Origin of the sequence: Providencia sp. PROV061 (genome assembly GCF_011045655.1) — a bacterium.
In the GTDB taxonomy this organism is placed as follows: Bacteria; Pseudomonadota; Gammaproteobacteria; order Enterobacterales; family Enterobacteriaceae; genus Providencia; species Providencia hangzhouensis.
This window is the reverse complement of sequence record NZ_CP042861.1, coordinates 4145280-4168102: the sequence shown is the minus strand read 5'-3', so window position 1 is coordinate 4168102 and position 22823 is coordinate 4145280. Positions and strand designations below refer to the sequence as shown.

At 39.7% G+C, this 22823-nt stretch carries 25 protein-coding genes; 11 read left to right on the top strand and 14 right to left on the bottom strand.

Going from position 1 to position 22823, the window contains the following annotated elements; genetic code table 11:
• Positions 1-71 precede the first annotated feature (71 nt).
• Entirely contained in the window at positions 72-1013 is a 942-nt protein-coding gene (locus tag FVA72_RS19265) for a DMT family transporter (RefSeq protein ID WP_110591109.1), read from the top strand.
• A 74-nt stretch (positions 1014-1087) separates the two neighbouring features.
• On the opposite strand, the gene FVA72_RS19260 is transcribed toward FVA72_RS19265, so the two are convergent.
• The 14 genes from FVA72_RS19260 to FVA72_RS19195 form a co-directional block, all read right to left on the bottom strand.
• Complete coding sequence (locus FVA72_RS19260) at positions 1088-1621, bottom strand: MarR family winged helix-turn-helix transcriptional regulator (protein ID WP_004259653.1); 534 nt, start codon at positions 1619-1621, stop codon at positions 1088-1090.
• A 615-nt stretch (positions 1622-2236) separates the two neighbouring features.
• Positions 2237-3103 carry an MrpH family fimbial adhesin gene (locus tag FVA72_RS19255; RefSeq protein ID WP_004259647.1) on the bottom strand — a complete coding sequence of 289 codons (867 nt, stop codon included), beginning with the start codon at positions 3101-3103 and terminating at the stop codon, positions 2237-2239.
• Between the two features lie 6 nt (positions 3104-3109).
• Complete coding sequence (locus FVA72_RS19250; RefSeq protein WP_110591110.1) at positions 3110-3640, bottom strand: fimbrial protein; 531 nt, start codon at positions 3638-3640, stop codon at positions 3110-3112.
• Between the two features lie 18 nt (positions 3641-3658).
• A complete protein-coding gene (locus tag FVA72_RS19245) occupies positions 3659-4171 on the bottom strand; it encodes a fimbrial protein (RefSeq protein ID WP_004259643.1) in 513 nt (170 codons plus the stop codon).
• Between the two features lie 2 nt (positions 4172-4173).
• Complete coding sequence (locus FVA72_RS19240; protein WP_243154724.1) at positions 4174-4671, bottom strand: fimbrial protein; 498 nt, start codon at positions 4669-4671, stop codon at positions 4174-4176.
• 10 nt (positions 4672-4681) lie between these two features.
• On the bottom strand, positions 4682-5218 hold the full coding sequence (locus FVA72_RS19235) for a fimbrial protein (RefSeq protein WP_228677414.1): 537 nt from the start codon (positions 5216-5218) through the stop codon (positions 4682-4684).
• A 10-nt stretch (positions 5219-5228) separates the two neighbouring features.
• On the bottom strand, positions 5229-5837 hold the full coding sequence (locus FVA72_RS19230; RefSeq protein ID WP_004259635.1) for a fimbrial protein: 609 nt from the start codon (positions 5835-5837) through the stop codon (positions 5229-5231).
• A 39-nt stretch (positions 5838-5876) separates the two neighbouring features.
• Positions 5877-6665, bottom strand: coding sequence for a fimbria/pilus periplasmic chaperone (locus FVA72_RS19225; protein ID WP_036958076.1), 789 nt, complete (start codon positions 6663-6665; stop codon positions 5877-5879).
• A 58-nt stretch (positions 6666-6723) separates the two neighbouring features.
• Positions 6724-9393, bottom strand: coding sequence for an outer membrane usher protein (locus FVA72_RS19220; RefSeq protein WP_110591111.1), 2670 nt, complete (start codon positions 9391-9393; stop codon positions 6724-6726).
• Between the two features lie 92 nt (positions 9394-9485).
• The gene (locus FVA72_RS19215; RefSeq protein WP_004259625.1) at positions 9486-10022 is read right to left on the bottom strand and encodes a fimbrial protein; all 537 of its coding nucleotides are present in this window, start codon (positions 10020-10022) and stop codon (positions 9486-9488) included.
• 67 nt (positions 10023-10089) lie between these two features.
• On the bottom strand, positions 10090-10626 hold the full coding sequence (locus FVA72_RS19210) for a fimbrial protein (protein ID WP_004259621.1): 537 nt from the start codon (positions 10624-10626) through the stop codon (positions 10090-10092).
• A gap of 168 nt (positions 10627-10794) precedes the next feature.
• On the bottom strand, positions 10795-11025 hold the full coding sequence (locus FVA72_RS19205) for a helix-turn-helix domain-containing protein (protein WP_110591112.1): 231 nt from the start codon (positions 11023-11025) through the stop codon (positions 10795-10797).
• A 10-nt stretch (positions 11026-11035) separates the two neighbouring features.
• Positions 11036-11350, bottom strand: a complete 315-nt coding sequence (locus FVA72_RS19200) for a helix-turn-helix domain-containing protein (RefSeq protein ID WP_004259612.1) — start codon at positions 11348-11350, stop codon at positions 11036-11038.
• A 419-nt stretch (positions 11351-11769) separates the two neighbouring features.
• Entirely contained in the window at positions 11770-12318 is a 549-nt protein-coding gene (locus FVA72_RS19195; RefSeq protein ID WP_014657972.1) for a tyrosine-type DNA invertase, read from the bottom strand.
• Between the two features lie 442 nt (positions 12319-12760).
• Here FVA72_RS19195 and FVA72_RS19190 point away from each other — a divergent pair, with 442 nt between their 5' ends.
• The 10 genes from FVA72_RS19190 to FVA72_RS19145 all read left to right on the top strand — a co-directional run bounded on the left by FVA72_RS19190 (position 12761) and on the right by FVA72_RS19145 (position 22822).
• Complete coding sequence (locus tag FVA72_RS19190) at positions 12761-13432, top strand: heavy metal response regulator transcription factor (protein WP_004259607.1); 672 nt, start codon at positions 12761-12763, stop codon at positions 13430-13432.
• Positions 13429-14793 carry a heavy metal sensor histidine kinase gene (locus FVA72_RS19185; protein WP_004259604.1) on the top strand — a complete coding sequence of 455 codons (1365 nt, stop codon included), beginning with the start codon at positions 13429-13431 and terminating at the stop codon, positions 14791-14793. The genes FVA72_RS19190 and FVA72_RS19185 overlap by 4 nt, the downstream gene beginning before the upstream one ends.
• Positions 14794-14881: 88 nt before the next feature.
• Positions 14882-15889, top strand: a complete 1008-nt coding sequence (gene msrP, locus FVA72_RS19180) for a protein-methionine-sulfoxide reductase catalytic subunit MsrP (RefSeq protein ID WP_036958075.1) — start codon at positions 14882-14884, stop codon at positions 15887-15889.
• Positions 15889-16497: a sulfite oxidase heme-binding subunit YedZ gene (locus FVA72_RS19175; protein WP_096865079.1), complete on the top strand. Its 609-nt coding sequence runs from the start codon at positions 15889-15891 to the stop codon at positions 16495-16497. Before msrP ends, FVA72_RS19175 begins: the two co-directional genes overlap by 1 nt.
• 680 nt (positions 16498-17177) lie before the next feature.
• Positions 17178-17498, top strand: a complete 321-nt coding sequence (locus FVA72_RS19170) for a helix-turn-helix domain-containing protein (protein ID WP_004259596.1) — start codon at positions 17178-17180, stop codon at positions 17496-17498.
• Between the two features lie 187 nt (positions 17499-17685).
• Entirely contained in the window at positions 17686-18228 is a 543-nt protein-coding gene (locus tag FVA72_RS19165; protein ID WP_004259591.1) for a fimbrial protein, read from the top strand.
• A gap of 83 nt (positions 18229-18311) precedes the next feature.
• A complete protein-coding gene (locus FVA72_RS19160) occupies positions 18312-18851 on the top strand; it encodes a fimbrial protein (protein ID WP_164456107.1) in 540 nt (179 codons plus the stop codon).
• A gap of 74 nt (positions 18852-18925) precedes the next feature.
• On the top strand, positions 18926-21403 hold the full coding sequence (locus FVA72_RS19155) for a fimbria/pilus outer membrane usher protein (RefSeq protein WP_094962364.1): 2478 nt from the start codon (positions 18926-18928) through the stop codon (positions 21401-21403).
• 41 nt (positions 21404-21444) lie between these two features.
• Positions 21445-22197: a fimbrial biogenesis chaperone gene (locus FVA72_RS19150; protein WP_004259578.1), complete on the top strand. Its 753-nt coding sequence runs from the start codon at positions 21445-21447 to the stop codon at positions 22195-22197.
• Positions 22198-22207: 10 nt separating this feature from the next.
• Positions 22208-22822 (top strand): fimbrial protein, encoded by a 615-nt coding sequence (locus tag FVA72_RS19145; protein ID WP_004259573.1) that lies wholly within the window; start codon positions 22208-22210, stop codon positions 22820-22822.
• The last annotated feature ends 1 nt before the right edge of the window (position 22823 follow it).

Below are 22823 nucleotides of genomic sequence, written 5' to 3'. Positions count from 1 at the left end.
CCAACTTGTATCTTCTTATGAAGTATCTTAATGTGAAGATATATTTTTATTGAAATGGTGGTAAAAGTTCAATGACGATGAGAAAAGTATCTTTAGTGGGTATCACACTAGCGCTAAGTGCCGCTTTTTTATGGGGTACTGCGGGGACGGCTCAAAGCTTTGTACAGGGTGCAACAGCACCTTACTGGATTGGTGCATTTAGATTGCTTGTTGCGTGTTTTTTCTTCCATCTGTTGTTTTTTTATCGTGGTGCAAGCCGCCAATCACTAAAAATAAATGAGCGACAGCAAAGCGAAAATTCTTCGAATAGGTCAAGGAGATATTGGCGATATATTACTATCGCAGGTATTTGTATGGGGTTATATAACTTAACGTTTTTTGCAGGTATAAAGGCGACAGGGATTGCCATTGGTACAGCAACAACTATTGGTAGCGCACCTATTTGGGCTGGCTTAATGCAGGCGATTCTTCTCAAGAAATCCCCATCTTTACTTTGGTGGCTTGGAACTTTTTGTGCGACGGCTGGAGGGACATGGATGGTTCTTTCTCAAAGTAGCAGTTGGCAAATCAATATGGGGGGCTTACTTATTTGTTTAAGTGCTGGCTTTTGCTATGCACTTTATACGTTGATGAGTAAGAAATTGGTTAGCATTGATTCTCCATTAACCATTACTAAGCATACATTCAGTATTGCTATATTTATCGCGGTTCCAATTGCTTGGATACTAGCGGGAACGCCAACTGTCAGTTGGGTGAGCATTGCAGTCATATTTTATCTTGGATTATTAACAACTGGAGTGGCTTATCTTTTATATACTCAAGCTTTGAAACATATTAGTGCTCCAACAGGAGTGGCATTGGGTTTAATTGAACCAATTGTGGCATTTTTCCTGGCGATCGTTGTTGCCCATGAAAATGTTAATATGTTTGCTATAGTAGGGCTATGTTTGATTTTGGCTGGGTTATGGTTAGTTTTAAAGTCTGAGGGACGGGTCAGTAAAAAACCTAACTAAAGTGATTAAGGCAAAATGAAGACAGCTCAATGTGAGCTGCACCCTGAGGTTTATTCCAACTTTGGGGTTTTTTATTAAGCCCCATTTTTTTCGTTGAGCTCAGATTTTTGTGATTGAATAAGTTTTTTCAGTAGCATTGCGAGTTGATCTTTATTTTCGTCATCTAATCCTTGAACTAATGATTTTTCAATCGCGACGTGAGTTTCCACAGCTTCAAGGGTTAGCTTTCGTCCCTCTGGTGTTATTTTTACAATCACACCACGTCTATCCGCAGGATCTGGAATTCTAACAATAAATTTCTTTTCTTCTAATCGATTAATTCGGTTAGATAACCCACCGGAGGAAATAAGGATTTTTTTTTGAAGTTCTTTTGGTGAAAGCTGACGATCAGGATTCCTAGCAAGTGCTGCTAGTACCTCAAACTCACCCACATTTAGATTATAACGAGCGAGATTGGCATCAATAAATTGAGAAATATAATGGCTCATGCGTACTATGCGGGCGATAATAGGTAAACCACTCAAGTCTAATGTAGGGACGGTTTCCAGCCACTCTTGTATTAGTGTATCAACAAAGTCTTTATCTGACATTTTTTTGATTTCTTTCATGACTAAAATCCAGTATTGAGCTTATTTGTATACTAAGTCTGAATCAACCTAACTCTTTATATTTTCAATATAAGTTTATCATGAAAAAGGAGCTTTTCACACACTTACCCCTATTCAGAGTATTGAATTAATCGGAGTGTCAGCAGAAACTCAATTTTTACATTTGACTTAATATAAGATTTTTCGATTGCATGTTCTTTTTATAATTTAGCATTGGTAGCTATGTATTGTCACATTTGAATCGGTAATACATAGCTATGATTGGCTTTTTATTACATTAGGGGTACCGTCCGGTTCAGGCGAGTTTATATCGTTAGGACTTTTAATTCTAAACTCAAATTATATCATGTGGTTGCTGGTTTTTTCGCTAAATTTGCCAAATAGTTTAGCTTGCAGATATACCTTTGGTGAAGTGAGAGTGCCACATCGAGTACCAGCAATGCACTGGTTATTTACTTTGCGGTGCTAGTGGGTTTCAAGTTTTCTATCGGGTTAGAAATATTATTGAAATGAAAAGGTTACAGCTTATTAATATTCATAAAAGCAGCGTATTCTATTTAAAAATACGCTGCTAAACTACCAAGTTAGTGAATTGGGTTCGAAGGCTTTGATTAACTAATTAAATGCAATAATGACGACTGCATTTCCTGTGTAATATCCAGGCGTTACCGTTCCTGATGCATGCAATTCAGAAGTGAATGTAAATGAATTCGCCGCATTGTTTCCAGAAATATTCATGTTCGCGCCATTCCAGCCATTTTGATTATTAATTAATGGATTTGAATAAAAGTTAGAAGTCGAATTTAAATATACATAACGCTCACCCGTGGTTGAGCGAGCAAATAAGTTGATATTTGTCGCCTGTGTACAAGTGATATTGCCAGAAACTGAGTTTGTTTTACCATTTAAACTCGTGTTACTGAGCGCCCCGTGATTAACAAAAGAAGGCAAAGAAATACTACATGTTTGATTTGTAGGTGGAATTTTACCACAAACGCTACCTGGCCATTGGATTGCATTCCTAACTCCCGGGGTTGGTTTATGGTTGACATAAAATAACCCAATACAAGTTGCATTTGGGCTATCAATGACAAACGATGCACGATAAGGAATTCCTTTTGCACTACGAAAAGCCGCTGCGACTTCTTCCGCTGTTCGATACTGGTTAATTCGAATGCAGTTACCATAATCTAAGCAAGAGCCACTCAACGACGGCGCACCAGATGCATACAGAACATCAGGGCCTACCCAGCATTCTGTTGACCCATAACAAGGGTTAGTGACACCACTTGCTTCACTCCAAGAAAGAATGTCCATCTCAACACGAGGCCAGGCTCCAGAGGTCATACTCACAGGCATTACATACGCAATCGCATTGGCTGGGCGAGAAGGAAATAGAGACGCTAATGCGATGATTAATAATAAAATACTCAAACGGCTTGTATTTAACATTCCGTATATTTTTGCTTTTTTCGCATACATAATGATTTACTCATAATCTAATTTGAACGTGGCACTCGCAGCCCATGAACCGAGCACAATTGATTTATTTTGCAATGCAACTGGCTCAGCTCTCACATACGCTTGAAATCTTAGGTCATTATTATTTCCGGTATATAACCCTTGGGTATAACTGCCACTATTAATTTTGATTGCCGCACCGGAAATACTTTCAATACCAACAGCCACGCCAGTTGCTTGGCTTCCTGCATCTAATGCCAATAAACCAGGTAAAGCTGAACTTTCTGCGCCAATAAATGTGACTTTCACTTCATGGCCTAATGCTAAATCGCAATTGATTAAGCGAATGGTAAAAGGTTGGCTATTTGTTTGAGTATTTAGATACAGGTATTTATCCACTATCGTACCGAAATCTAATTCAATCGATTCGTCGCCCGGATAAACGTCACAAGCATCTTCAATTAGCGTGCCATCAAACTCCACATCTGCAGAAAAAGCCGCAGTGGCACCCAAAAACCATAAGCTAAAGGCAAAGCTCATATTACGTTTAATATTCATAGTTATGACTGCCGCCTCCTATTCAAAAATAATGGTTAACGTGCCTGATGCAGTAAAATTATCCCCTACAAGTTCGCTTCCTGAACGCATGACAGGAACGGCTGAAAGGGATGGTAATGAAGCCGCATTAATCAAAAAGGCTTCATTCAATGGTTGAGGTTGGCCATTTTTTTGAATTTGAATTCCTAATTTGCCATTATTCAACGGTGTCACTGTTCTTAATGTCGCATTATCAAATCCACTTCCTGCAGGTGTTCCTCCGAATATCAAGCTGATATCCCACGGTTGTGTCATATCGCCAACACAATTTAATTGAAAAGGAATAGATTGCTTGAAGGCGGTACCGTTGATTTTTCGTACACCCACTTTACCGAATGAAACTTTTATTGGGTCGTCATGGCTTAATTGGCAAACAGGAGGAATAATTAGCGTGCCATCAAATGCCCAATTTGCTTGCGCTGAAGATATGGACATCACCATTATAAATCCTGCCATCCAATGCTTAATTTGATTGTTATTCCACATAATCATTCTCACTGATACTCAATTTTCAGTGTTGCCAGTGCTGTAAAAAATCCGCCATCGGTATTCGTAAAATTGGCATTACTGTTTTTTACTGGGGCAACCTCTAAGGTTGGCAGCGCTGTATATAACACATTGAAAGGCTGGTTAATAACTTGCTTAGCATTGTTCACATAAAAGGAAAGACCGAGTTTTGGGTTACTCGTTTTCAATGCGCCATTGCTATTAAATGATGTTCCATCGCCGACAAGCGTGAGCTTTATAGCGTTTTTCGCTAGATTTGTGCAGCTGAGTCTCATCGGTACAGTACGCTTGTATTGAACTCCATCAATGCGTGGAAGCAATATATCGCCAAAATGTATAGTTTCTTGTTGGTTATTATTCAAAATACACTCGGGCGGTGTCACCAATAATCGACCTTTTAGCTGGATACCAAGTGTTGATGCTTGGCTTTGGCTAAACAGGCTAAGCATCATGCAGACCGAGAGAAGATAACGGAATAATTTCATTGATATCATCCTATTGGTAATCCAATACCATCGTGAGATTGCCCGTAAAATCCCCACCTGATGTTAAGTTTACCCCTGTAGGTTTAACGGGGACGGCATACAAAGCAGGCGAATTCCCATAATTAAAATTGAGTGTCGCGCCATTGCTGAGTCGGGTTCCATCACGGTAAATGGCAATACCTAAATTCGGGAGATTGGTCGTCACGGATGACTCACCATTAATTTGCCTATCAGTCCATCTCAGCGTCATCTTTAATGTATTCTTATATAAGCCATTACATATCAAGTTGTAATTGATAGGTGAGCGCCCATAAGCACCGTCAATCTTTGCCTGATGTATATCGCCAAAATCTACAGAAGTCGTTGTTGCACCGCCAAGGGTACATTCCGGCTCACCGTATACCGTCACACGAATTTGGATATTAGTGCTGAGATTTGCAGCGATAGCTTTGTAAGAAAAGCTGAGTGAAATCAGAGCACCAAAGAGAATTACCCCAACTAGGACAAGTGCTTTAAAGCATATCGTAAGAAAATAAGCTCCTCTCATCTCCATGCCCCTATTCATAACTTACCTGGAATCTAATTAACGCCTGATAAGCTCCAGCATTTAGTTGAGCAGAGGTACGTACTGGCGTTACATAGTAAGTTAATTGGTTTTGCCCAGGTGAAACCAATTGTGGTGTACTGTACTCACCTAAGTTAATTGGTGAACGCGCTGCATCACTTAATTGCAGGCCAATCCCCTGAACACCGATAACAGCTGCCAAGCGCGGGTCTTGGGTATCTATAGGAGCCAAAAAGCGGATCTTCATTGACGGCATTTGTTGGCTCCACAAAAGATTCCCCTGTGCAGTGCGGCTGCGACTTTCACCACTTAGACAATCTTCTAAACGCAGTTCAATCGCAACAGGGTTACCAGTTTGCCCAACATGCTGAAGCTGTCCTGTACCCACAGTACCTAAATTAATAGTTTGATATGCTGATGACATTGCTAAACGACAAGCACTTTCCGTCAAAGCTCCATGGACATATAGCGTGCCATGTGAACCATCTACATCCCAGCTATCAACTTTATTTAGGGCTGTTCCCATCGCCATGCTACTGAATAAATTCAGCGCTAAACTTCCTAAGCCCACATAACGGAGCATCCTGCTTGTGTTTGCCATGATATTCTCCTGCTATCTCATCGCGCATTTCAGATCAGTCTATTTTTTTTCAGGTACCACATGGCAGCTATTTCCCTGACATGTAAACGACAGTGTTGGGCGACCACCATAATCATTGATATAGGTCAGCACAGGTTTATTACCTAATGCGTCTGCACTGACGTTCAGTGCTTTGCTGCTTTTGGGGGCAACCATTACGGGCTCAAACCCTGCGACTGTCTGTCCATTTTTGTTGGGGACTGCATCGACAAAAGAAACGTAATAGGCAGTTGGGTTATTAATCGTATACTGGTTACCCTGACGCGTAAGAGTCACTTTTTCCTGCCATGGGTTATCCATTTGTTCACGTGTTGGAATGATTGATTTTGGTCGATAAAACAATTTAATACGTGTCTGTAATGCCAGTTGCAGCGTATTGGGTTTATCACTTTTCGGTGGAATCTCACGCAAATTAAAGTAATACACGGATTCTCTGTCTTGCGGCAGAGAAGCGGCACTTGGCAGAGCTTGGATTTTGATTTGGCTTTTTGCCCCCGGCTCAACACGCTGTACCGGTGGCAATACCGTAAATGGGTCGCTTATTTTTTCACCTTTCTCATTTTCCACCCAACCTTGAGCGAGATAAGGTAATTGTTTGTTTTCGTTGCTGATGTTTAAACTGATCGATTTTTCGTCTCCCGTAATAATCGCTCGAGTTCTGTCTAAGGCAACTGCCGCTTGAGCAGAAGATAGCGTTGTTGAAATCAACACAACACCAGCCAATGCGAATACTGCTTTATGGGCGTTTTTTTTGTTCATCAATTTGTTTTTCATCATGTTATTCATCATATTGTTATCTTCTATGGTTAAGGAGCACTCATCGCTCTTTGCGTACCACTCATTTTTATTATTTTTGTAACCAGCGGCTTGACTCCTTTGGCGCTGTTCTTTCAACAACAGGCACAACGAGTTCTGATGCTCTCGGCATTGCTTCTAATGCACGACTCGCTGATTGTGTCTTTATGGTCGCTGGCGATGTGGCTTTTGCTCCCGGTTTGTGGCACGGTAATAACCAGCTTGCCTGTAAGTATTCATCTTCTGGCAAGGTATCAGGGAGTGTGATTTCACACTGCACTTGGTCATCCCAACGAACTTGCAAGGTATCTTTTGCGTTTAAACCAGTGAGATAGGTATTTCCATCATCACCCACCATACCAACTTGCTGACCACGACCATTTAAGACAATTGCCCCGAAAGGTGGTGTGCTATTGTCCGACAGCCTTAACAACGCCATCGCACTGTTTCCTGCGACAACATCAAATTGACGGTAGCCAATTGCCCCTTCCGTTAAAGTGCCTTGCTTTATAGATTGAGACACTTGCGCTTCATCTGGTAATGCATTCAAATCAACGCTAATTTGGTTACGGTAATAGCTATTCACGTCACTAATAACGGCTTGTCCAAAGCGGTTAGTGCGCACAATCGAGCCGTAACCACGTAATGGGATATTAGGTACTCCATCGGTATCAACAAATATGCGAGTACCACCAATTTGGCTACCACGATGCAGTACGGCACCTTTCTCCGTTGCGGTGAAACCACCTTGTAAAGAGAACCCCGCAGATCGATAACGGTCTTGTTGGTACGTTGCGTTCGCGTTGAGCTGTGCTAAGTCTCCCTGATGAGTGTAATAGCCGCTCACAAGTGCACCTGAACGTGCCCATCCGGTACTTAACTGATAGTTATTTCTTTCATCGATGGTGCTGTAGTAACTCACGCGCTGTGAGTTATCATTTTTATCCCAGCTACTGTTATAACTAATGGAACTTTTTTCACCCCAAGGCACTGTGAGTGACGCGTATACGCCATCATCATTGTTTTCACGATAACGATTTCGATATGCCGTCAAGTTGAGGCTAAGATTCTTCCATTTCCCAATATCAAAATAGCGAGCTAACGAAATACTATAGCGGTCGTTATCCGGTTGATCCCAATAGGTTTGATGGTAATAATTGATGAATGCACTTAGCCCTAACTCTGAAAATTGTTGGTTATAAGAGATGGTATACATTTCTTTGCTGTTGTATTGGCGTGCACCCGTTTCCTGCGCATCCAAATACTCAGACATACTCATAAAACCTTGCTCAGAGAATCGATATCCTGCAAATGTCACTTGGCTGTTATAGGTATCAAAACGTTTAGAGTAACTTAAACGATACGAGCTTCCGCGATACGTTTTATTGCCAATATCACCTAAGTTGGTTAAATGCGCCCGAGCATGAGTAATATCGAATGACAATGCGCCGAATACCATTAAGTCACGACCAATCCCTATAGCCGCGGATGCATAGTTTTCTGCACCAATTCCACCACCATATAGTGACCAGCCGTTGTTAACCCCCCAAGAGAATTCGCCACTTGCAAAGGTATCGCCACTAACATGATGGCGCCAATTTGTTGGGCGCCCTGCGGCTAATTTGTAACGCAGTTGCCCCGGGCGTGTTAAATATGGAACACTTGCAGTATTTACAGTGAAAGTCTGTGTTGAGCCGTCTTGTTCTTTAACTTCAACATCGATTTGCCCAGCTAATGCATCATTTAGGTCTTGGATACGGAATGGGCCCGCAGCGACTTGAGTTTGATAGATAATGCGTCCTTGTTGGCTCACGATGACGGTTGCATTACTTTTTGCTACCCCAGTAATTTCTGGTGCGTATCCACGTAGATTAGGTGGTAGCATATTGGTATCGGTAATCAGGCTAAGCCCTGTAAATCTGAAACTATCAAAAATATCAGAGGTTAAATAATCTTCACCTAAGGTGAGTTTTGCGCCTAAGGATTTGATTGCTCGGTAGACATAATAACGAGTCCAATCTAGTGATGTGGTCGTGCTTTGCCCTTGCTGCTTATCAATACGCATTTGCCAGTCAGCACGAACACGCCAAGCACCCAAGTTAACGCCAGCAACCCCATTACCGCTGGTACTGTAGTTGGTTTGTTGTCCTGAGCGGGTTTGTTGGCCCACTTGTGCATTTAAGTTGTAATCAAACAATGCGCCGGGTAACCCTTCTTCCCAGCGTGCAGGAGGATCCCAATTCTCAGCGGTATATTCGAGGTAGGCTTGCGGCAAACTAATATACATAGCCGAAGTTGCAAGGTCGGCTTTAACTTCAGTTCCGGGTAAACTTTCAAGCGATAAACATTGTCCTTCGTGCCACCACTTTAACGTCGACATCAATTCAGGTTTGATACCGAATTTTTCAACTAAAGCAGGGCTCAGGCAAGGGAGGCTTTCATTCGACTCACCTTCAGGTGCATAGTAAAAGACAGTTTCTTCCGGCATGCTTTGCTTGTTTAAGAAAACCGTAAAACTGTATTCACCAGGCATGAGATAGCCTGGACGCGCAAATTGGCTTAGATCAATGTTGTTACGATCATTGACGTCTAGCATATCCATATTAAATTTAATATCGGATGCGTGACCACCAAAGCTAATAGCCAACGCGACTAAAAGCCCTAATCTGCAAGGCCGAGTTATCTGTAACACAGGCGTGTGAATGAAATTCAGGGTCATCATCTCGACCTTCTTTTGCGTTCTTTTATCCGTAATGTCATTTCGCTCACGAAGCTCATCCTACAAAGGGGAGTTTCATTTATAAGAGGAACCGACTATTCATAATCCAGTTTGAAACGTAATTGACTGTAGTATTGGCCTGATGCCAATGGGCGGTTATTCGCCACCAACCGTAGCCGATAGGTGAGATCTTTTGTTCCTGCTGTTAGGGAGCTCACTGACATTCCTTGGCCAGGTATGGCAATTTCACCATCTCCCTCACGTTGAATTTGTAATCCAACACCTTGAGCTTGTCCGTTCACACCAAATAACCCCCTGTCATGGGAGCCATCGAATGTTACGCGAAAGTATTGCCAATTCGGTTTGTCGGGATTTTGGCGTTCAAGAACACAATTCACTAATCGGATAACAAAAGGGCGAGCAGGTCCTTGCCCATCACGGCGAATTTGAGTCAGCGCAATACTTCCCATATCAATAGTTTGATCACGGCTGCCGACATCAATTGCACATGCTGTTTCAATAATGCTTCCATTCATACTCACTGAGCCTTGAGCATATGCAGTTGATACCGCAGTCAACGTGCCTATACTTAAGATCAATGAAAACACTCCACTGGTTATCGAATTATTCATTGCTCCCTCTCTTACACCCAATTCAGTCGGAATGAGCCAACAAATTAATTTGTTGGCTCAAGATGAATTACTCGTAAGACAGAGTGAAATCCGCTACTGAGCTAAAGTCACCGGCAGTGATAGTGTCGATATCGCCACCATTACCTTTTAAGTAAGCAGCGAAATTCAGTGTGTTGTTACCATTTTGAATTTGTTGGAATGGTGCTGCTGTTCCTAAAGTCACCACATTGCCGCTACCATTAGTGATCTGAACACCAGCGCCTGCGCCAGTACCAACAATACCCAGTGTTTTATTGGTATTGTCGAAAGATGCAGCAGCACCACTGAAGGTTAATTGAACACCTTTAGTCAGTTTAGTGATATCACAGTTCTCTAAAGTGATTTCGAATGGACGTGGAGTTGATTTACCGCCATCAACTAATGCCATGTTAGAAATTTGACCTAATTCAACTGTTTGGTCGATTGAGCTAGGAGAGATTGAGCATGGAGCATCGATAATAGCGCCTTTGAACGTTACTTTACCGTGGCCTTGATCTGCTGCGTTTGCTGCAGAAGCTAATCCCAGAGCCATAAAAGTTGCCATTGCAATAGATTTCATTTTCATGAATATAAAGTCCTATGTTTATTGTTAAGTAAAGAATGAGTGTCAGTTTTCATTGCTCATTGCAGACACTCTATTTGCAATGAACTGGAAAAAAGCAAAGCACTAGTATTTGATTTAAAAATCAAATACTAAAAATGAAATTGAATTGTTAATAATTAAAAAATATATTTAGTCTTCTATTAAAAAAACTTGAATTGGTACTTTAAATAACTCAGATAATTGAGATAAAAAATCAATGTTAATATGGTTAACTCCTGATTCATAACGGGAAATTTGCTGTTGGCTTACGCCAATATATCTCCCTAGTTCCTCAGCAGTTAATTTCATTTCTTTTCTGTGTTTTTTTATTTTTTTTCCTACAATAATATTAAATGTTGGTTTTATTATATTTTCTGACATAAGGTTAAACCTATTTCATAAATTGACTAGATCCAGAAAACCATCCTTCAGCTTTAAAATAACATTCCATATTATGGATATAATTTACTGAGTTATTTTGAAATCCAACACCATCTAATAAACAATTAATATCAATATCAAGCGAGTTCGCAATTTGCTTAATCTGCTCTAGGTGTAGTCGAATAACTCCGCGCTCAATACGTGAAACATGTTGCTGAGAGCATAAAAGTAAATCAGCTAACTCAGAGCCACTTAATCCTTTTGCTCGGCGGGCTTTATATATATTACCCCCGACAATTTCTTTAGGAGATAAGTTAGATTGCATAAAATCTTCCTCACGAAACTGAATGATTTACTAATTTAACTGTTGTCAAAATGCACCAAATTGACAATAGTTGTATATTGTTAGTTAAATATTTCATTAATGAATGAATAATTTTAATTTTGTATTTTATTTTTAAAATTATTAGTTAATTATTCCAAATAAAGCATTTCAGAATATTACAATGTGTAAGTTTGAAGTGGCATGGAGAGTTTGAATGTGTGAAAAAATTAATAAATTCAATGATCTTTTAATAATGGAATGTACTTATTTTTAGTAATGTATACATAGCGTTATTTACACGCTACGTATTTGACGTGTATTTTCATTTAACTTAAGATGCACCTAATTCATTACGTTTGTCAATTTGGTGCATTTTGACAACTCTTTTAGCGCCTTTATCCCACCATATAGCACCTTTCTTACCACACTCCCCGAAATCTTGCAGGGTTACTTGCTGTGTATCGTACGGTATGTTGTATATTCGTATGCCCCAAATAATCCTGAATTAAACGCGTATCGGCACCTCTATCCGCTAATGCATAACCACATGCATGTCGTAACATGTGGGGATGAATACCTAGGGTCAGCTCAGCTAGCTCGCCAAGTCGTGAAAAAAGTTGATAAAAGCGCTGGCGAGTCATGGCAGTCCCTCTTTCAGATAAGAATAACCACTGGCTTTCTTTCCCTTTCCATGTATTTCTAATTTTTAGCCAAGCTTTAATGAGTGGGATCTCTTCATCAATCAGTGGGTGATTAACTGAAAAACCATTCTTTAAACGGTGTACATAAAGTTCATTACTTTCTAAGTTAAGATCAGATAATTTTAGCGATAGGGCTTCGCTTGCCCTTAGACCATGTATAAAGCACATATAAATTAAGCAAGAATTACGTTCGGGATGTCGCGACAAATGACAAGCAGCTAAAAGTCGAGATATTTCCTGTTGAGTTAAATACTTACGAGTGGACATGAACGTTTCCCTATTTAGTCAAAAAAGGTCAATCATATCTAAATTAATCGACCTAACACATTAATTTTTTTAGATAAATATAATGCCTTTATTCTATGAGTGAAATAAAAAATTATTTATTATCCGCCAAGTCGGTAATTGAAGACTAATTAACTAAAGTTTTATATTTGGTTAATCAATTTTTATTCTGTGTTATAAATGCGAGGGAAAAGGGATTATTTGCCTACGAAACAATACTTACTCGTCGATGAAAGCAGCTAATTTCCATTTTTCGTGTCGGCCCACTCACCATTCTACGAGTTGCTTTTAATGGCCCCATGTTGTTTTTTCCCGCTGTCTTTCTCCGAGTATTTTATGGTTAAATTCCTACCCGTTTCTTTAAAGGGAAAATTTCTTTAAGATGAAATGGAGTTAAGTCAAATAAAGTCACTATTAGGTTCCCATGAGAATACTATTAATTGAAGATCACCTAAAAACCCAAGTGTGGGTCAAAAATGGGTTAGAAGAAGCGGGTTTTCTCGTTGATGTGACTAATGATGGTCGCGATGGTCTCTATTTTGCCTTAGAAAACAGTTATCAATTGGTGATCCTCGATATCATGCTGCCTGGTATGAATGGCTGGGAAATTTTAAAAATCTTACGCACAGCTAAAAACATACCGGTGATTTGCCTCACTGCGCGGGATGCCGTTGATGACAGAATTAAAGGTTTAGAGCTTGGTGCCAATGACTATCTCGTGAAGCCGTTTTCGTTTTCTGAATTATTAGCTAGGGTTAAAAACCAATTAAAAATTAACCAGCCAGCCTCAACCACCATAACTATTGCGGATTTAAAAATCGACTTAACTCGCCACGATGTTGAGCGGGCTGGAAAGAAAATCACCTTAACTCGGCAAGAGTTTTCCTTATTGCTGTTCTTCGTTCTACATTGCGATGAAATTTTACCTAGAACCTTAATTGCTAGCGAAGTTTGGGGCATCGATTTTGAAAGTGACACGAATATTATTGATGTGGCTATCCGTCGATTGAGAAAAAAAATCGATGATGAATTTGACGTTAAACTCATCGAAACCATTCGAGGGATGGGATACCGTTTAAATAGGCCAATAGAATGAAAAAGAAATCACTTCGATTCAAACTTATTTCTCTGTTTATCATTCTTATGGTTACTAATGCTGGAGTGGTGACATGGATTTTGTATCATTCACTCAAAAATGAACTATCTCAACAAGATAATAATTTACTGGTTAACCGTGCGGAGCAGCTTGCCAAACTCATCGCTGGTGGCATTGATATCAAAACACTTCCCATGTATTTCCAAAGCATGATGGACATGCGCCAAGACTTGATCCAAATCTCTGATGCAGCAGGGCAAATATTGGTCACAACCAATCGCGAGTTATTGGGCTCCCAACCTCTTCAGTTAGTCAATCTTGAGCAGCTAAATATCAATGCCATTAACCATTGGCAAACTGCTCAAGGCATCCCTATTTCTGCGGTCTATTTTTCGATGAATTCTCCAATAGGGCCGCTCCATGTGGTACTTGGTAAAGTTTCTGTCGACCGTAGTGGCGTGTTGGCTCAATATCTCACCCAAAGCGTGGTGATTTCTGTCCTCTCAATTTTGCTGATGGGGCTACTTAGCTTATGGCTGTTGAAAAAAGGGTTATCCGACATTCAAGCATTGAGCCAGATAACGGTCAAAACAGACGTTCATGCATTAAATGATCCAATCGATATTGATCAGCTACCACAAGAGCTAAAAGAGCTGGGCGAATCAATGAATACGATGCGCCAGCGGTTAAAGCATGATTTTGTCAAACTTACTCAATTTGCTGATGACTTGGCGCATGAGTTGAGAACCCCAATTAATGCGATTCGGGTACAAAATGAAATTACACTTCAGCGCTCGCGCAGTGTTAGCGAATATGAAGGGATGATAGTCAGTAATATTGAAGAGCTCGATAAACTGTCACAAATGATCCAAAGTACTTTGTTTATTGCCCGTGCGGAAAATAAAAATATTACCTTAAATCGAGATAAACTTTCTTTATATACGTTAGTTAACGATGTTTACGAACTCTTTTCTGCCTATGCAGAAGAAAAACAGATTGAGCTGTATTGTGAGCCCTCATCCCTGACTCTGGATGCTGACCCAGTATTACTCAGCCGAGTTTTAGTGAATATTGTCTCCAACGCGATTAAATATTCTCACTCAGGCACTCGCGTCGTTACCCAAATTATTGCGCTGCCGCAACAGCGAGAAATTAAAATTACTAACCAAGGTGAACCTCTACAAAATAGTGATGAAATTTTCACCCGTTTTTGGCGCGGGGATAATGCTCGAACGACAGAGGGAACAGGACTCGGGTTAGCGATTGTGAAAGCGATAGTCGGATTACATGGCGGATCAGCGAGTTTTGAACACCATGCAGGAACCAGTACCATTACCCTGAAATTTCCTACAATTAAGTAAGATGACAAATTTGTCATCTTACTGTCAGCCACTTTTGTCGTACTTTCGGTATAACTAATTTCATATCCTTTTTGCTATGGAGCGCATGATGAAAAAGTTACCTAAAATTCCCGCATCTCAAATCACGGATGAAACCCTCTTTTTTATGAAACGCCGTCAGCTACTTAAGGCTTTAGGCATTGGAGCTGCAGGTTTAACCGTTGCGACGACGGCTAATGCAGGGCTGTTTTCTTGGTTCAATGACGATACGCCAACACCTCCGATGACGCCAAGAAAACCTCTGACATTTATTCAACCTGAAGAGTTTCAGCCATCTTTAACCCTCACCCCTGAAGATAAAGTGATTGGTTATAATAATTTTTATGAATTTGGGCTCGGTAAATCCGATCCTGCCGAGAATGCCCATACTTTAGTCACGGATGAGTGGACGGTGACAATAGATGGCGAAGTGAATCGTCCCCTGACGCTTAATTTAGATGACATAAACACTAAGTTTCCCTTAGAGGAGCGCATCTATCGCATGCGCTGTGTTGAGGCTTGGTCGATGGTCATTCCATGGGTTGGCTTTCCTTTAGCGAAATTATTGGCTTTAGTCGAACCCACTAGCAAAGCTAAATATGTGGCTTTTGAAACACGCTACGCACCAGAACAAATGCCAGGACAAAAAAGTCGTTATATTGGTGGTGGTTTATCGTACCCCTATGTTGAAGGGCTACGCTTAGACGAAGCTATGAATCCACTGACTTTGCTGGCGACCGGCGTTTATGGAAAAACATTACCCAACCAAAACGGAGCACCGATCCGGTTGGTCGTACCATGGAAATATGGCTTTAAAGGGATTAAATCTATCGTCAAAATTCGCCTTACTGAGCAAATGCCTGACACGACATGGAACCTATCAGCGCCGAGCGAATATGGCTTTTTTGCCAATGTGAATCCAGATGTAAGCCATCCTCGTTGGTCACAAGCCACCGAGCGTTTTATTGGTGCTGGGGGCTTAGGCCAAGTGACCCGCCAGCCAACATTGTTGTTTAATGGATATGGCGAACAAGTGGCAAGTTTGTATCAAGGAATGGATTTGCGGAGATATTATTGATGCCCCAAGACAATAAGTTCATCGTTGGATTAACCAAAGGGTGCTTTCATCTTATTGCTTTGCTCCCTTTGGTATGGCTGATTTTTTTAGTCGATACCCAACGGCTTGGAGCCGACCCTGCCAAAGATATCCAACATTTTACAGGAATAGCGGCTTTACGTTTGCTCGTTATTATTGTACTGATCCCACTGGTTGCGAAATTATTGCGATTTACTGCCTTGTTTCAGACGCGAAAATTACTGGGGTTATGGTGTTTTTTCTGGGCTGTGCTGCATTTAAGTAGCTATCTATTACTTGAAATTGGCGTAAATAATTTGGCGCTATTTTTCGAAGAGATTTTTTCGCGGCTCTATTTAGTGATTGGCGCGATAGCTTGGTTGTGTTTATTGTTGATGGCAGTCAGTTCATTCAACCGTATACGCCTTTATTTGGGCGTATGGTGGAAAAGAATTCATATGCTGCTTTACCCTACGCTCATATTGGCGCTTTGCCACTATACTTTGTCATTAAAAACCTTAACACCTGAACCATTTATCTATTTAGCCATCGTGGGAAGTGCGTTTACTTATCGCATGCGGAGCCAGCAAACACAACGAATAAAATCTTAATAAAGGTTGACGTTTTTTAATTGTATTCCTACCTGATATTATCTAATGCCAGTACTGAAGTTTCTCAGTATTAGGCATTCACTTTATCAAAGCACAAAATTATATGTGTGAAATATAATCTCTTAATACTCATTATTAGTGTAATAAATGCCCTGGTTTTTAGATTGTGTTGGAATTTATTGGGTGCTAGTGATGATTTCTGTGGTATATAATTTCGATTATAAATTTTACGGTAATTTATAATTAATTTGTTGGTGTTTGTAAATAACAAGGTTAAGATAAATCTTAAAAAAATCTCATATAATTTACAAACACAAAATCTGAGTAAATCTACTTTTTTAAGTTGTATTTCGTGGTTGAAATTTAACCATAAAATACATCTCATTAGTAAAAAATATGTTTTAATATTTTTAAGTGTATCAAAATGTAATTTTTTGGGTGGTAAGCTTTGGTTTTTAATCTATAACATACTGTTATTTATATTATTAATTTAAGTGTGATTTTTTTTTGTTACATTTCTCCTATATTAATAGAGCGATAAATGTTTTTAATAGTAATCAATTTGCTCTATCGATTATACAAAATAAATAATCAGACATATAATAATCAAAAATTTTAGGACGGTATCTATGGTTCAGATTGGTGCCTATAATTAATTTTTAATATAAAGGTTAAATTAAATGACTTATTTTTCTAATGAGATAAATAAAGAAATAGGGCAGTATCTGAGAGGAATTAGAAAAGAGCGAAACTTAACAGGGGAAGAGTTGGCAAAAAGATTGAATATTAGTCAACAGCAGATATCTCGATATGAAACGGGAAAAACAAAACTGACATTTGAAATGATGGACACAATCCTTTTGATATTCAATAAGTCATGGAGAGACCTTTTTAATCATGTAATAGATAGATACGATAATGAAAGATTACAATGTATTATAAAAAATGAAAATAATTATTTTGCTATCTTAGATAAAGACACTAAAAAAATGTGGCGTTAATTCAGTTAATAAAAATCTAACCTATTTTACAAAGTGTAATCAGTAAATATAACTTGTATATATGATAACTTTATTAAAAATAATCATTAATTTAATTAAAAATAATGATTATTTTTATCTAAAGTTGTTATTAACAACTATTTGGCGAAACATACATTATACGAGTATTATACAGGATTAAATAATCATGAAATTGAATAAATTTGTAATGGGTGCTGTATTTGCATCAGGCTTTGCTTCGTTCGCAGCAATGGCTGCTTATACTGGTACACCTACTAACGGTACTATCGAATTTTCAGGTGAATTAGTGAATTCTGCTTGTGGTTTAAGTGAAGAATCAAGTCCTGTAAAAGTAAACTTTTATCAGATCCCTGTTTCTAATTTAAAAAATGGTGAGCGTGCAGGTAATATCAAGAAAGATATCGTTCTGCAAGGGTGTGATACTACCGTTGCACAAACTGCAACTGTAACTTATACACCATCAACTATTAACCCTAATGATAATACATTAGCGGCGTTCACTTCAGGTACTGCAAGTGGTGCTGGTATCGGTTTAAGAGACAATGGAAATAAAGATGTTGTTTGGGGACAAGCTTCTACAGCAGTTAATTTAACTGATGGTAAAACTGCAATTCCATTCGTTGCTTATTTAAAATCTGATAATGCATCTAATGCAGTAACTCCAGGTAGCTTTGATTCAACCATCAATTTTAAAATTGATTACCAATAATTTGTAATTGATTTTATACCAAGATGCGGAGTGTTAAATACTCCGCATTAATAAAATCTACCAATAACTAAATGGTATTATCCATGACTATTCGGGTTGCAAAAATAGCACTAGGCTCTAGTTTGCTATGGCCTCTATTAAGTTGGGGAATGACCGCCAATAACACCCCCGGTGATATTGTAATGCAAGGTGAATTAATAGAAGCCTCATGTACGATTGATCCTGAAAGCCGAGAACTTTGGGTTAATTTTGGTGAAATCAGTGCCCGAGAGATCACTCCTGAAGTCAATATGCTGGTGAGTAAGAATTTTGCTATAAAGCTCGTTGGATGTACGTTGCCTTCTAATGATAAAGGTAGTGCATCACGCGCGCAAATAACCATGATGGGGACATCTGTTAATGATGATCAACTTTTACAAGTAAGCGGCGATTCAGAAGGGTTTGGAATTCAATTTAGAGACTCTCACGGCGAAATACTTAAACTTAATAGAAAAATGCCGGATTACTCATTATTAGAAGGGCGCAATAGATTAGATTTTACTGCAATTTTAGTTGCTTATCAAAAGCATATTAAGGCAGGTGATTTCGCTGGAGTTCTAAGGTTTAGAATGGATTATTTCTAAAGCTAATAATAATTACATATAAAAGAGAATTGAGCTAAATCTCTAGCCTAATGAGTGAATACTGAGTAACTAAAATGATTATTTTAAATGGAAATATAAATAATATAAAAAAACTATTTGCAATATATATTGCAGTACTTTGCTATTCACCAAATATGTCTGCAAATGATCTTGTTGAGTTTAATGTTGACGTATTAGATGTTGGTGACCGTAACAATATTGATTTAACTCGATTCTCTAAAGATAATTTCGTATTTCCTGGGACATATTTATTAGATCTCTATATTAATGGACAATCATTGTCTCAGCAGAAGGTCACTTATATTACCGATCCTCACGATAGTGAAAAATCATTAGTTTGTTTTACCCCTAAGCAAATTGAAATGTTAGCGCTCAAAGAAGATGCGTTAAAAAAAATCCAAGCCATATCCCCTGAATGTTCAAATATTTTACCTATTTCAGGCGTTAAAATTAATAATCATGAAGGCAAACTGGATATCACTATTCCACAGGCATGGATGAAATATTCCGATCCTAGTTGGGTGCCGCCTGAGCGTTGGGATTCAGGGGTTTCAGGCCTTATATTTGATTATAACCTGACAGGGTCAGTTTCTCGTTCTTTGACGACACATACAAATAAACACTCATTATCAGCATATGGCCAAACGGGATTTAACTTGGGGGCATGGCGTTTTAGAGCTGATTATCAAGCTAATTATAACGAGCGTGGCGATAGAAAATTCGATTGGAACCAGTTTTATGCATATCGTCCTCTGATCCACATGGCGGCTAAGCTGACACTGGGTGAAATTTATCTAAGTTCTCAGGTTTTTGACACGATTCGTTTCACTGGTTTTAACCTTGCCAGTGATGAACGTATGTTACCGCCGAATCTACGAGGATATGCACCACAGATTAATGGTATCGCGAAAAGCAATTCAAAAATTGTTGTGACTCAAGCTGGGCGTGTCGTTTATGAAACGACGGTACCTGCGGGGCCATTCAGTATTCAAGATTTGCAAAGCTCAATCCGTGGAACCTTGGATGTCAAAGTTGAAGGTGATGACGGCGAGGTATCGACTTTTCAAGTTGATACGGCAAATATCCCTTATTTAACTCGCCCGGGTTATGTGCGTTACAACGCTTCGGTCGGTAAGCCATCTCGATTTAATCACAAGCCTGAGGGGCCAATGTTTGCCACGGGAGATTTCTCTTGGGGGCTGAGCAATAACTGGTCACTCATTGGCGGCCTACTTTTTGCGGGTAGGGATTACACCGCAATATCTGCTGGGTTAGGGCGCGATTTATCTATATTTGGTGCACTTTCTGCAGATATCACACAATCCATTAGCCGAATGCCGGGTGATAACACACAAACGGGTTCTTCTTATCGTCTGAGTTATTCAAAGTCATTTGATGAACTTAACAGTACGATTACTTTTGCGGGTTACCGCTTCTCGCAGGATAAGTTTAGAACGCTGTCGCAATATTTAGATGAGCGTGAAAACAAATATCTGGGTATTGGCCGTCAAAAAGAGATGTATACCGTTACAGGGAATAAAACTTTTTGGGCGGATGATCCTGATTGGAGAACGACAGTATTCTTAACTTATACCCATCAGACCTTTTGGGACCAAACATCTCAAGATAGATATGGCTTATCTGTGGGGCGAACATTTCGTCTAATGGGCATCAATGGTGTCTCAACCAATATTGCGGCTTACCGTTCTGACTATCGAGGTCGACGTGACGATAGCATTTCACTTTCGGTTTCAGTTCCTGTTGGTGATAGCCGTTGGGCTGGATACGACTTGCAAAATAGTGGTAGTAAGACCAGCCATATGCTGTCTTACAGTGATAACAGGGATACGAATAATTTATGGCGAGTTAGAGCCGGCCGAAGCAGCGATGATCGAGTCCGGTTTGATGGATATTATCAAAAACGGACGCAACTTGCTGAAGTTAATACCAATGTGAGCTATCAAGAAAGACAAACGGCATCGATCAACGGGACATTGCGCGGTGGCTTCACTGCTACTAAGCATGGTGCTGCATTGCATAACAGCACCGGTACAACAGATACAGCAAGAATTATGGTCGATACCAACGGTGTTGGTGGCGTGCCGTTTAACCATGAAAAAACGCGAACTAACTGGGCTGGTATTTCTGTTGTGCCTGATATTGTCAGCTATTACAGCTTCGACACACGTATTGATGTCGATAAGTTAAAAAATAACGTTGATACCAATAAGGCGATCGCAACCTCGACATTAACAGAAGGGGCAATCGGTTATCAGCGATTTGATGTTGCACAAGGTGAAAAGCTCATTGCCACCATTCGTTATAACGATACAGTACCTCCGTTTGGTGCTGATGTGACAAACGCTGATGGCATTAACATTGCCATGTTAATGGAAAATGGGTTGGCGTACTTGATGGCAGTAAATCCTAAAGAAACGTTAACAGTATCTTGGGGTGGAAAAGCGCAATGTAAAATTCAACTGCCTGAAAAAATAAATTCGGGCATGTCAGTTTTGCTGCCTTGCCAATAATGTAATGACAGTTTGAAAAAGTATTCTATAAGGTAGAGAAAATGGCGATTCGTATAAATAAATGGGTAGGTGGTTTGCTAGTTATGATGGTTGGCGTAGGGCAATCCTATGCAGGTATTTCACTGGATAGAACACGACTGATTATTACAGGCGATGAAAACTCTGCGAGTGCTAATTTATCAAACACCAGCTCAAGTATTCCTTTTCTTGCTCAGTCATGGGTTGAAGATGCCAATGGGAAAAAAATTACATCGCCATTAGTTGTATTGCCACCATTACAGCGCATTAATGGGGGGCAAAAAGGGGTTGCTCGTGTTTCAAAAACAGCCGAGATAGATAAGTTACCTCAAGATCGTGAAAGTCTATTTTATTTAAATGTGCGCGAAGTTCCGCCAAAACCCGATAAACCGAATGTTTTACAGTTAGCGATGCAATCGCGTATTAAATTATTTTATCGGCCGACAGCCATTATTCCTAAATCTAGAAGTGCGGTTTGGCAAGACCAAGTCATATTTTATAAACAGGGAAATAACTGGCGTGCTGAAAACCCAACACCTTATTTTGTAACCATTATTAGCCTTAATAATAAACCAGTGGCAGAAGGTGGAAAAAAACTAACCGATTTTCCAGGAGTGATGATTGCCCCTAAATCGCATCTCGATATTAAGGTCAATAGTTCAGGCGAGAGTTTCACCATGATGTATGTGAATGATTATGGTGGTCATCCAGAACTTAAATACAGTTGTAGCGGAAATACGTGTAAAGCGTTACCACCAGAGCAACAGATTCGCTAGGAGTATTGATATGAACATTAGGTGCTTAGGGATCGTGTTATTGGGATTAGGAAGTTTCTCCGCAGTTGCAGAAATTGCGGATGAAAAGCTGTCTCGCCAAACATTGCTAGACGTACATAGTACTGTGCATTTGACAGGAAGCGTTTATGCATCACCTTGTGTTCTTGAATTAGAAACACAAGAGCAGTATGTCGATTTAGGTGACATCAATGCCAGAGAATTTCACCGCATTGGCGATAGAAGTACTCCTGTTGCATTTAATATTCGGCTCAAAGATTGCCAACGCGGGGCATCCAAGTCATTTGTGAATGCTGCTGGAGAGGCAACTCAAAATGCTCAGCGTTATTACTTGACGGGAGAAAGCGCAGTTTCATTGAGTATTGCGGGAGATACGGATTTTTTTAACCCTGATCTTGTGCGAGTTACAGGCGATGTTCGAGGCGCAGGATTACGTATTTCCAGTAAAGATCATCAAAACTTAATGGTCAATCAGCCAACAAGTTCATGGGTGATCAAACCTGGTGATAACAACATTACACTTAATGCCTCATTGGAATCTACAGCACAGTCTGTTTCAGCGGGAACTTTTAGCGGATTAGTTAGGCTAAAACTGGAGTATTTATAAC

Bases quoted from the DNA above. Each gene is read 5' to 3' on its own strand.
- FVA72_RS19265 (WP_110591109.1), top strand. From the start codon at position 72: ATGACGATGAGAAAAGTATCTTTAGTGGGTATCACACTAGCGCTAAGT.
- FVA72_RS19260 (WP_004259653.1), bottom strand. From the start codon at position 1,621: ATGAAAGAAATCAAAAAAATGTCAGATAAAGACTTTGTTGATACACTA.
- FVA72_RS19255 (WP_004259647.1), bottom strand. From the start codon at position 3,103: ATGTATGCGAAAAAAGCAAAAATATACGGAATGTTAAATACAAGCCGT.
- FVA72_RS19250 (WP_110591110.1), bottom strand. From the start codon at position 3,640: ATGAATATTAAACGTAATATGAGCTTTGCCTTTAGCTTATGGTTTTTG.
- FVA72_RS19245 (WP_004259643.1), bottom strand. From the start codon at position 4,171: ATGATTATGTGGAATAACAATCAAATTAAGCATTGGATGGCAGGATTT.
- FVA72_RS19240 (WP_243154724.1), bottom strand. From the start codon at position 4,671: ATGAAATTATTCCGTTATCTTCTCTCGGTCTGCATGATGCTTAGCCTG.
- FVA72_RS19235 (WP_228677414.1), bottom strand. From the start codon at position 5,218: ATGAGAGGAGCTTATTTTCTTACGATATGCTTTAAAGCACTTGTCCTA.
- FVA72_RS19230 (WP_004259635.1), bottom strand. From the start codon at position 5,837: ATGGCAAACACAAGCAGGATGCTCCGTTATGTGGGCTTAGGAAGTTTA.
- FVA72_RS19225 (WP_036958076.1), bottom strand. From the start codon at position 6,665: ATGATGAATAACATGATGAAAAACAAATTGATGAACAAAAAAAACGCC.
- FVA72_RS19220 (WP_110591111.1), bottom strand. From the start codon at position 9,393: ATGATGACCCTGAATTTCATTCACACGCCTGTGTTACAGATAACTCGG.
- FVA72_RS19215 (WP_004259625.1), bottom strand. From the start codon at position 10,022: ATGAATAATTCGATAACCAGTGGAGTGTTTTCATTGATCTTAAGTATA.
- FVA72_RS19210 (WP_004259621.1), bottom strand. From the start codon at position 10,626: ATGAAAATGAAATCTATTGCAATGGCAACTTTTATGGCTCTGGGATTA.
- FVA72_RS19205 (WP_110591112.1), bottom strand. From the start codon at position 11,025: ATGTCAGAAAATATAATAAAACCAACATTTAATATTATTGTAGGAAAA.
- FVA72_RS19200 (WP_004259612.1), bottom strand. From the start codon at position 11,350: ATGCAATCTAACTTATCTCCTAAAGAAATTGTCGGGGGTAATATATAT.
- FVA72_RS19195 (WP_014657972.1), bottom strand. From the start codon at position 12,318: ATGTCCACTCGTAAGTATTTAACTCAACAGGAAATATCTCGACTTTTA.
- FVA72_RS19190 (WP_004259607.1), top strand. From the start codon at position 12,761: ATGAGAATACTATTAATTGAAGATCACCTAAAAACCCAAGTGTGGGTC.
- FVA72_RS19185 (WP_004259604.1), top strand. From the start codon at position 13,429: ATGAAAAAGAAATCACTTCGATTCAAACTTATTTCTCTGTTTATCATT.
- msrP (WP_036958075.1), top strand. From the start codon at position 14,882: ATGAAAAAGTTACCTAAAATTCCCGCATCTCAAATCACGGATGAAACC.
- FVA72_RS19175 (WP_096865079.1), top strand. From the start codon at position 15,889: ATGCCCCAAGACAATAAGTTCATCGTTGGATTAACCAAAGGGTGCTTT.
- FVA72_RS19170 (WP_004259596.1), top strand. From the start codon at position 17,178: ATGACTTATTTTTCTAATGAGATAAATAAAGAAATAGGGCAGTATCTG.
- FVA72_RS19165 (WP_004259591.1), top strand. From the start codon at position 17,686: ATGAAATTGAATAAATTTGTAATGGGTGCTGTATTTGCATCAGGCTTT.
- FVA72_RS19160 (WP_164456107.1), top strand. From the start codon at position 18,312: ATGACTATTCGGGTTGCAAAAATAGCACTAGGCTCTAGTTTGCTATGG.
- FVA72_RS19155 (WP_094962364.1), top strand. From the start codon at position 18,926: ATGATTATTTTAAATGGAAATATAAATAATATAAAAAAACTATTTGCA.
- FVA72_RS19150 (WP_004259578.1), top strand. From the start codon at position 21,445: ATGGCGATTCGTATAAATAAATGGGTAGGTGGTTTGCTAGTTATGATG.
- FVA72_RS19145 (WP_004259573.1), top strand. From the start codon at position 22,208: ATGAACATTAGGTGCTTAGGGATCGTGTTATTGGGATTAGGAAGTTTC.